We start from the raw sequence: 9,415 nt of genomic DNA, 5'->3' as shown, positions 1-9,415 counted from the left end.
GCTCAACGGTGAGACCATCCGTCTCGACGGCGCCATCCGCATGGCACCGCGCTGAAACCGACCTCCGACGGGAAACGAATGAAACGCGAGCTATTTGAACAAGATCACGAAGACTTTCGCGCGAGCGTCCGCGCCTTCATCACGAAGCACATCACTCCAAATCTCGAGCGATGGGACGCCGACGGACTGATTGACCGTGACGCGTGGAAGGCGGCGGGCGAAGCAGGCCTGCTCGGCATCGCTGTTCCCGGCGAGTTCGGTGGTGGCGACAACCCCGACTTCCGCTTCCGGATCGTGCAGATGGAAGAGTTTGCCCGCGTCGGCGCCAATTCCTTCAATGCAGGTACAAGTGTCCAGGACGATTTGGTGATCCCATACCTAGTGGATCTGGGAACACAGGCGCAGAAGCAGCGGTGGCTTCCGGCACTGTGTGAGGGAACGGCTGTCGGTGCTCTAGCTCTGACCGAACCCGGAGCCGGTAGTGATCTCCAGGGAATCCGGACCACCGCCATACGGGACGGTGACGATTGGGTTCTGCAGGGATCGAAGATTTTCATTACGAATGGCATCGCGGCCGATGTCGTCATCGTCCTGGCGAAGACGGAGCCAGCTGCCGGTGCCCGAGGAATGAGTCTGTTCGTCGTCCCCTCCGACTCCCCCGGATTTCGCCGTGGCCGCAAGCTCGAGAAGCTCGGATTGCGCAGCAATGACACGGCTGAGTTGTTCTTCGACGATCTCCGGCTTTCATCCGAGAGCGTCCTCGGTGAAGTGGGGAGGGGATTCGTCCACGTAATGGAGCGCCTTCCTCGCGAGCGGATGTCGATCGCGGCGACTGCGGTCGCTGCGGCGATGGCAGCGTTCGATTGGACACGCGGGTTCTGCTTCGACCGGCACGCCTTCGGTCAGGCCATCGGTGACTTCCAGGCTACTCGTTTCACCCTCGCCGAGATCGCAACTGACCTCGATGCGGGCATCTCGTTCCTCGATCGCGCGACATTGCTGTTGAATCAAGGGGAACTATCCGCGGTCGACGCCGCCAAAGCGAAGTACTGGCTCTCGGATCTGCACAACAAGATCGTGGACCGCTGCCTCCAGCTTCACGGCGGATACGGATACATGCTCGAGTACCCGATCGCGCGAGCCTACGCCGATGCGCGCATCCTCCCGATCTTCGGCGGCACGAACGAAATCATGAAGGAGATCATCGGCCGCGACATTGCGGCACGCGCCACATCGAGCTGACTAGACCTCATACCGCCCCTACGCACGTTCTCTGACCAATCACCGCTGTTGTCTCCTACGCGATCCGGTGGGTGTCCCGAAAGTAGACGCGAGCCGACAAGGCTGCGAGTTCCACTGATTCCAATGGCCTGGCGATCAGGACGAAGAGTCCCCCGGTCGACCTACTCAGAGGACGGGGGCTGTCATTGTGTATCCCAGGGTATCTGGCGCCAGGACGCGGGTCGTTCCTGAACATACTCAGCCGCTCCCGGTTCAACTCCTTCTGACCGGTGGAGTATCCGCACATCAAACCCAAGTCCCGGGCTGCGACGGCCACACAGAAAGGAGCACGACACCGCATGAAGTGTCATCGTTCAGGCGGAGTTGCGTTGTCCGTACGAGACAACATCGCACACGTGGTTCTAAATCGGCCCGACAAGCTGAACGCCTTAGACCCCGCGATGATGGAGGCGCTCGTCCAGACCGGCACCGAATTGCGCGATCGAAAGGACGTGGCAGTCGTCGTGGTGTCCGGAGCCGGGCGAGCTTTCTGCTCGGGCCTGGATCTGTCCCAGTTCGACCAGATGCGTGAAAGGCGTGCGGCCGACGTCGTAGTCCTGGGTGATCGCCTTGGCGCCGCGCGCGCTCTGGGACAGAAAGCTGTTCACGTGTGGTCCCTGATCTCCGTGCCAGTGGTCGCAGCGGTTCACGGCGTGGCCATCGGCGGCGGACTCCAGCTCGCGCTCGGCGCAGACATCCGGATCGCCACACCGGACAGCCAATGGTCGGTGATGGAGATCCGCTGGGGCATCATTCCCGACATGACCGGGACACAGTTGCTCCCAGAGATTGTCGGTCGTGACCGGGCGAAAGAACTCACCTTTACTGGTCGACGGATCGACGGATCGACGGCGGCCGAGATCGGCATGGTCACCACACTGGCCGACGATCCGCTCTCGGCAGCCTTCGGCCTCGCCGAAGAGATCGCCACACATCCGCGAAATGCGCTATGTGAGGCGAAACGCCTCCTCGACCTGTCCGGTAGGGTCCCGCTGACTGATGGGTTCGATGCCGAGCAGGACGCGATCGCCGCGCTCATGGGGTCCGAGGAACAGGTTGCTGCGGTTAACGGAAGACTCGGCCCGACTGCCAAACTGCGGTGATCATTGGTAATCGCGCTCCATCTGCGTATATTCTGTTCTGCGCATACACATTTCGCCCCGTCCTCGAGGGAGGATTAGTCGGACTGATCCGCCCTCGAGGGAGGATTAGTCGGACTGATCCGCGCATTCGGGCACGCGGTCAATAGCGCCGGATGGTGTCGAATGGGCATCCCCGTCGATGGATTATGTACCACATAGCAGGTAGTCTGCGTCACGCTCGCGGTCGTGTCGATTTGCAATTGCCAATCCGAAATGTACCTGCGACATCCACGTGAGCGGATGTTTTCGCTAGCGCGTTCGGAAAACCCGGCCTCGAACAATCAGTTCCATGCGCGCTTGTCGCTACGAGCCCGATCGATTTGGCTTCGCACTATTGACAGCCCTAACAATGTGCGCGAAAATTTCCGCAGCGTGACTTACCTCATTGTACTCACAATTCCGATAACCAGGTAACGGACGCATCCGTATCGCAATCCAAGGAGAGAAATGTCGAATCTTGTGGCTGCCCTGCAGGAACAGCTCAGTAAAGGCTGGGACGCTGGAGACAAAGAGCGGTACGTCGGAACGTTCGCACGCGACTGCGAGATCGTCGCGCTGGGAATGACGATGAGCGGACCGGAGCAATTGAGCGAAATGTTCACGGCCTTCCACGCCGCATTCACCGAGAATAGGCATGTTATCGTCAGTTCAGTTGAGTCAGGGAATTGCGTAGCGGCCGAGGTGGAATGGACTGCCAGGCATACGGGAACATTCTTCAGCCCGAACGGAGAAATACCGGCCACAAATAAGGTCGTTGTTTGGCGCATCTGTGAATTCGACTGGTTCGAAGATGGAAAGATCGTAAAGCTGCATTCCTACGGAGATCAGAACGAGCTGATCAGCCAGTTGCACAACGGCTGAATTGATGGAGAATCTCAGCGGAAGATCGCGTACCTAACCTCGATCTTTCCAGGCTCGTGTGCTGGACTGAGCGATTTGGGGACGGCGGTTGGCTGGCGGGCCGGTGTTGGCGTTTCCAATTGGTAGCCACTGTCCGGTAGGGTTGAGTCCCCGCACACCTCTTCCGGAAGTATTGTCGTTTCTGATTGGCCGAAATTCGCAGAGTAGGGGCTCCTGGGCGGACCCCTGGGGTAGGCGCTTCGTACCAGATCGCGATGCAACGGGATCACTTCCGCCGCAAGATGATGCCCGGTTCTCCTTGCGTTGATTCACCCAATCGATGCCACCCGACGCGGGATCGCGCAGTGCACGAGGGCGGTCCCCCGATGAGTCGTTCCCACCCAGGGAAGGCACTGTCGGTCAGGCTGACGTAGGAGGCGGGCCACGCCCGCTACTTACGCCGCTGGTACCGAGCCTCGATCGAGGGTCGGCCAGCCAACGACGATGCGGTTCTACGCTGGCCCACCCTGCTGGTCCTCGATGAACTGGGTGGTCTCATTACCGGCGAAACCGCGATTCCTGGTTGTTAGGCAACGGTATAGGGACCGTGCTCAGCATGGCGGCGAATTGCGGTTGCGCAGCGCGATATCCTCAGCGACGCGACCGTCGCCGACGACGTGCTCAGCCGAATACGCACCGGTCCGTGATGTTCCGGGACAGGGACTCCTGTCACTCCGTGATCGTCACGCCCGCTCGACGACATCCGCGAGGCCACCACACCCGTCAACCGCCACACCAGTCACCGCTTACAGGAAGGAGCGTACACCGAGGAAATGAGCACTTCCGCCGAGAATCGGCCTACTGATCACTGCTTCCCTGTGATCGACCCCGTCTCACCGAAATCCTCTCGATCAGCACGTCATTCGTACATCGCAATGAAGCGGCCGATGACGCCGCCTTTCCTGAGTTTGCTGATCGCGTCGGGAATGCCGTCGTGTGTGATGTGGTTGATGGGCGGGTTGAGCTCGCCGGACTTCATCAACTCATAGATTCCGGCCAGGTCCTCCTTAGTGCCGGACCACGAGCCCTTTATGGACAACTGCTTACTGATCAGTGGGAAGGTGTTGATTGTTGACTCGAGGCGACCCAGGCCAACCTGCACAAGGGTGCCGAACTCCGCGAGGGTCTCGACCGCAGCTGCGGTAGTAGTGCCGAAGCCGGCGTAGTCGACGATCAGATTGAGGTTCTTGTTTCGGAAGGCGTCGATCGAGTCGGCGACGCCGGCCAACCCGATCTCGTCGGCCAGCTTCTGGGTCTCGGGGCTAATATCGACGCCATAGACTTCGGCGCCGGCGAGGACCGCGCAACGGGCACCGATGTAGCCCAGGCCGCCGAGACCGATGACGCCGACCTTGGTGCCTTTAGTTGCCCCGCCAACCGCCATCATCGCGTGGTACGCGGTCAGACCGGCATCAGTGGCCATCGCGCCAAGGTCGAAGGGGACCTCATCTGGGAGCTTAACAAGGTTGAAGTCGGTCGCCCGGATCTTGGCGGCGAAACCGCCGTCCCACCTGCCAGCGCCGAGTGCGTCGCCATCGGGCATCAGCGGCGACAGGCCGACGCGGTCGCCGATCTTCCAATGCCCCATCCCCGCGCCGACCTCGCTGATGACGCCCGCGGATTCATGACCCATGGTGCGCGGGAGCTCGGGGTAAAGGGCCATCATGCCGTCGTCGTCGATCGTGGCGACATCGGAGTGGCAAACTCCGGCCGCCTTCACGTCCACAACGACCTCACCTGGACCGGCGTGTGGCTCGTCGACCTCGTTGAGCGCAGGCGGGTTGCCCGTGCCGGTGAACTGCCAAGCTTTCATGCTCGTACCTTCCGTACGAGAGCACATGCGGACCAAGCCTTCCGCGGCAAATCCGTGCTCTGGCTTCTATAGCGCGCGACAGGAGCTGAAATTGTCAAACTCATGAAGCTGCATATACTGATTTGGACTGTAGGAATGCGTCGAGCCCCTCGATCCCATTTTCCCGCCCCCAGCCTGACTGCTTGTAGCCTCCAAAGGGCATACCCATGTCCTGGACATGGGAGCCGTTGATGACGACTGTTCCTGCCTGCAGTTGACGTGCAGCCGAATGTCCAACTTGGATGTCGCGAGTCCAGATGCTGGACGAAAGTCCGTACTCCGTGTCGTTTGCCTGCGTGATCGCCTCGTCGAGTTCATCGAATTTTGCAATCGTCACAACGGGGCCGAAAATTTCTTCGCGGACTACCGACATGTCGGGCCGAGTGTTCACCAGCACTGTCGGCTCAACGTAGAATCCTTGATCACCTATTTGCTTCCCGCCGGTGACGATCTCGGCGCCGTCGTTGCGCCCCGCCTCGATGAAGCCCAACACTCGAGTCAATTGATTCTGTGAAATGAGCGGGCCGATGACGGTGTCGTCCTCGAGCCCATTTCCGATGCGCATTGACTGCGCAGCGCTGGCTACCTTCTCGACGATCTCGTCGTACACCTTGCTCTGTGCGTAGATGCGGGATCCTGCGACACAGGCCTGACCGCTGTTACCGAAGATCCCGATGGCCGCTGTTGCAGCGGCCGACTCGACGTCGGCATCGTCGCAAATCAAGACCGGGGACTTACCCCCCAGCTCCAGTGTCACCCGTTTAAGGTTGCCGGCAGCCGCCTTGACGATCGACTTCCCGACTGCCCCCGAGCCGGTGAAGGACACTTTCCGAACCAGTTCGTGCTCGACCAATGCCGCGCCGGTGGTGTGTCCATACCCGGTGACAACGTGGAAGACGCCTTCTGGCAGTCCAGCCTCGGCAAGGAGTCGAGACAGGCTGAGTGCTGTTAGGGGCGTCTCCTCTGCTGGCTTGTGCAGGACGGTGCACCCCGCGGCAAGGGCAGGCGCAACTTTCATCGCAGTGATGAGAAACGGGACATTCCATGGGGTAATGAGTCCGACAACGCCAAGAGGCTCGCGGCGAGTATAGGCGTGGAAGACACCTCCGTTTGCATGCACGTCTTTCGCCTGCCCAGCAATGCGCTCGACCGATCCGGCAAAGTATCGAAAGACTTTGGCTGCCTCGAGCACGAGGAGTCGGCTCAGCCAAAGCGGCATCCCGCAGTTCGTGGACTCTTCGTGTGCCAACGATTCGAGGTTCTCCTCGATGCTGTCGCCTGTGCGCCAGAGAATTTGGGCACGCAGTGCTGGCGACATCGCCGCCCACTCACCGCTGAGTGCGACGTGAGCTTCCTGCGCGGCTTTGTCAACCGCTTCCCGCCCGCCATCGCTGCTCCGAGCGATTATGGCCCCGGTCGCAGGATTTAGTACGTCGATGCTGTCGGAGGTTTGTGGTTTCATTGCAGCTTTCCTTCTCTAGACTGCGGATCCTATGTCTTCGGTCGTTGAATTTTGGCTCGGACAGCCGCGTTATTACCTGTTCGTCACGGTTGCGGTCGTTACCATTTGGTGAATAACGGGCAGAAGTCCCAACTGAGTGAATCGACGTCAAGGGAGCCGGGGTTGACCCCTAGGCTCAGATGCCGGTGTCGAATCCGTCTCAGGTAGCGCTCACGTTGTCGGCGGCATCAGCGCGACCCTCATGTAGAAGTGCGAGCCACTGATTGGGTGCCGCCTCCAGCACGCGCCGGTCGAAGAGGTCGTCCACCTCTGCGGGTCCCAGGCGCAGTTCCTCGAGGGCGATCTCCCGGGTGTGCTCACCCAGCAGCGGCGCACGATTGAACGGCGGGTCCGCTACGCCACTGCCCGCGATCTGTGTGTTCTCCATCAGATAGGGCTCCTGCCCGAATGGGTAGCGCTCCCGACGTAGGACACCACGCTCGGTGTAGTAACTCCATTCGGGAACGTCCGCCGCACGCAGCATCTTTCCTGCAGGGATCCCGGACTCCTGCAGGATCGTCATCGCCTCGGCCGCCGAACGCCGCGAAGTCCACTCGCGGATTGCCGCGTCGACGGCGATGCGGTTGCGGTCACGACCGTCCCTTGTGGCCAATTCGGGAAGCACCAACAGATCGGCACGGTCGATGGTTTGACACAGCGCGCACCACTCGGCGTCATTTCGCACGGTAATGGCGACCCAATCGTCGTCACCTGCGGTCTCGAAGACGCCCCAGGGTGCATCGTGCTCGGGCACCTCGCCAAACGACTGCCCTCGCCGCTCGAGTGCAGTAGCGGCGATCTGTGCAGCCATATGGCTCAACATCACCTCGAACTGCGCGACACTCGCTGATCCGCCGGTTCCGGTTCGTTCTCGGCGGATCAGCAGAGCGAGTGCGCCGAGGACGCCGATCCTGGCGGCCACGTGGTCGGGGTAGGTGGTAATTGCATCGCTGAACGTACCGGGCTCGTCAGGATAGATCCACCGGTCGGTCAAACCGGCAGCCGCCCGCACGAGCGGCCCGTATCCCAGTCTCTCGGCCCAGGGACCGGTGGGGCCGAAGGCCGAGCTCTCCACCAACACCAGACCCGGGTTGAGACCTCTAAGTGTGGCCTCCTCCAAGCCGAGCGAGTCGAGCACACCAGGCTTGAAATTTGCCAGGACAACATCGGCGTCGGCCACCAGTTGCTTAACCAAGCTCACCCCCTCAGGCTGGCGTAGATCAACGCCGAAGGACCGCTTGTTGCGGTGCCCTGCAGCGAAGCCTTGCACCATCGGGCCACTAAAGGCGACCCGGAGCCCGTCTGGGAAGGAAGAGTTTTCGATCTTGATGACCTCTGCGCCGAGATCGCCGAACAGGCGGGCGCTATCACCACCGACAACAATTACGCCGAGGTCAAGGACTTTGATCCCCTCTAGCGGGAGATCCCCACGCGTTCGCGCTCGGCGACCGAGAATCGGGGCCGACTGCGGCGCGGGTGTCGTGGACGGCGTCGCCACAGACAAACTCGCCCGGTGGCCATCGATCTCGAGGAGTCCGTTCGGCGCCGGGGCCACGACATCAGGCGCCAACTCCACCTCACGGAGAAACCCTCTCGCGGCCAGATGGTCCGATTCGAGGACTTCGTCGAGGCTGAGCACAGCAGCTGTGGGCACACCATGCCGCTGACCCTGGCGTTCGAGTTCAGCGCGCGTCTTGTCCACCATGAAGCGGTTTATCGCAGGAATCAGCTTCGGGTTCGCTCGCCGTTCGAGGGTGGTGTCGTATTTGGGATCGGCGAACTCTGCCGGCGACCCCATCCATTTCCACAATCCACGCCACTGGCGTTTGGCAAGCACGCAGATGCGGACGTAGCCGTCTGCGCAAGGAATGATCGGGTAGCGGTGTCGTTCCTCCGGCCGTTCCCGGGGCAATTGTGTCAATGGGATACCGGCAGATGCGCTGCTGGCGATCCCGAAAGGCGGATCGAGAGATTGCATCGCACCATCGAGGATCGAGAAGTCGATATGCTCGCCCTGAACAGAGCGCAGGCTGTGAAGATATACGGCGATCACCGACATTGCGGCTTGGGCCGCCGCGACGTTGTAGGGCAATTCGCCCGGTGGGATCAACGGGTCTCTGCCGGGTATTCCCGACCGCGACAGCTCACTGGTCAGCGCATGTAGTACGGGGGTGGTTGCCTGCCATTCACGGTAACTAGTGGTTGCCCCGAAGTCGCTGATTGAGAGAACAACCAGCTGTGGGAGACGAGCGCGAAGAGCGGCAACGTTGAGCACCGCAGCGGCCTCCGACCCAGGGCGGGTGGACTCAATCAAGATGTCCGCGTTAGCGAGCAGAGCGTCCCACTCCGCCACGCCCTCGTCGCTGCCGCGATCGACCTCGACCTCTGCGATTCCATGCCGGTTGATCAACTCGGCGAGGTGGTCCAGTCGGCTACCCGCCCTGCCGTCGCGGTCATCATTAATCCCGCGAACATCTGCCCGGGTACATACTGCGCCCAGGTCCGCGAGTAGGCGCCCCACCTCGAGCATGGGGCCTGTCGATAGGTCGAGTACATTGACCCCGGACAGCGGCGGGTCATAGTCACAGTGGTAGTTGGTCATCGTGTACTGCCAGTTCCTTTGGGCGACGTCGGCCGTCGACTATTCGCGGTTCTCATAAGATCCGGTCTTGCCGATGTCCTACGTCTGGATCGCTATGCTTTGCGAAGACTGCTGCAGGGAAAGAATTCGATTGCGGT

At 61.0% G+C, this 9,415-nt stretch carries 6 protein-coding genes; 3 read left to right on the top strand and 3 right to left on the bottom strand.

Translation table 11 applies throughout. The annotated features are described in order from the left end of the window. Nucleotides 1-78 precede the first annotated feature (78 nt). The 3 genes from P3H15_RS45565 (at nt 79) to P3H15_RS45555 (ending at nt 3,284) form a co-directional block, all read left to right on the top strand. Complete coding sequence (locus P3H15_RS45565) at nt 79-1,242, top strand: acyl-CoA dehydrogenase family protein (RefSeq protein ID WP_276143337.1); 1,164 nt, start codon at nt 79-81, stop codon at nt 1,240-1,242. A 368-nt stretch (nt 1,243-1,610) separates the two neighbouring features. After that, entirely contained in the window at nt 1,611-2,384 is a 774-nt protein-coding gene (locus P3H15_RS45560; RefSeq protein ID WP_276143336.1) for a crotonase/enoyl-CoA hydratase family protein, read from the top strand. A gap of 486 nt (nt 2,385-2,870) precedes the next feature. Further along, nucleotides 2,871-3,284 carry an ester cyclase gene (locus P3H15_RS45555; RefSeq protein WP_276143335.1) on the top strand — a complete coding sequence of 138 codons (414 nt, stop codon included), beginning with the start codon at nt 2,871-2,873 and terminating at the stop codon, nt 3,282-3,284. A gap of 898 nt (nt 3,285-4,182) precedes the next feature. Here P3H15_RS45555 and P3H15_RS45550 read toward each other — a convergent pair. The 3 genes from P3H15_RS45550 to P3H15_RS45540 all read right to left on the bottom strand — a co-directional run bounded on the left by P3H15_RS45550 (nt 4,183) and on the right by P3H15_RS45540 (nt 9,278). Continuing rightward, nucleotides 4,183-5,136 (bottom strand): zinc-binding dehydrogenase, encoded by a 954-nt coding sequence (locus P3H15_RS45550; RefSeq protein WP_276143334.1) that lies wholly within the window; start codon nt 5,134-5,136, stop codon nt 4,183-4,185. Nucleotides 5,137-5,236: 100 nt separating this feature from the next. Continuing rightward, nucleotides 5,237-6,637: an aldehyde dehydrogenase gene (locus P3H15_RS45545; RefSeq protein ID WP_276143333.1), complete on the bottom strand. Its 1,401-nt coding sequence runs from the start codon at nt 6,635-6,637 to the stop codon at nt 5,237-5,239. Between the two features lie 199 nt (nt 6,638-6,836). After that, nucleotides 6,837-9,278, bottom strand: a complete 2,442-nt coding sequence (locus P3H15_RS45540) for a CoA transferase (protein WP_276143332.1) — start codon at nt 9,276-9,278, stop codon at nt 6,837-6,839. Nucleotides 9,279-9,415 lie beyond the last annotated feature (137 nt).

The organism is Rhodococcus sp. T2V (genome assembly GCF_029269925.1).
In the GTDB taxonomy this organism is placed as follows: domain Bacteria; phylum Actinomycetota; class Actinomycetes; order Mycobacteriales; family Mycobacteriaceae; genus Rhodococcus_F; species Rhodococcus_F koreensis.
Note: the sequence above shows the minus strand (reverse complement) of the source record. Positions and strands in the feature narration are given on the sequence as shown.

Coding starts and splice junctions, on each gene's coding strand:
- P3H15_RS45550 (WP_276143334.1), bottom strand. CDS start 5,136: ATGAAAGCTTGGCAGTTCACCGGCACGGGCAACCCGCCTGCGCTCAAC.
- P3H15_RS45545 (WP_276143333.1), bottom strand. CDS start 6,637: ATGAAACCACAAACCTCCGACAGCATCGACGTACTAAATCCTGCGACC.
- P3H15_RS45565 (WP_276143337.1), top strand. CDS start 79: ATGAAACGCGAGCTATTTGAACAAGATCACGAAGACTTTCGCGCGAGC.
- P3H15_RS45555 (WP_276143335.1), top strand. CDS start 2,871: ATGTCGAATCTTGTGGCTGCCCTGCAGGAACAGCTCAGTAAAGGCTGG.
- P3H15_RS45540 (WP_276143332.1), bottom strand. CDS start 9,278: ATGACCAACTACCACTGTGACTATGACCCGCCGCTGTCCGGGGTCAAT.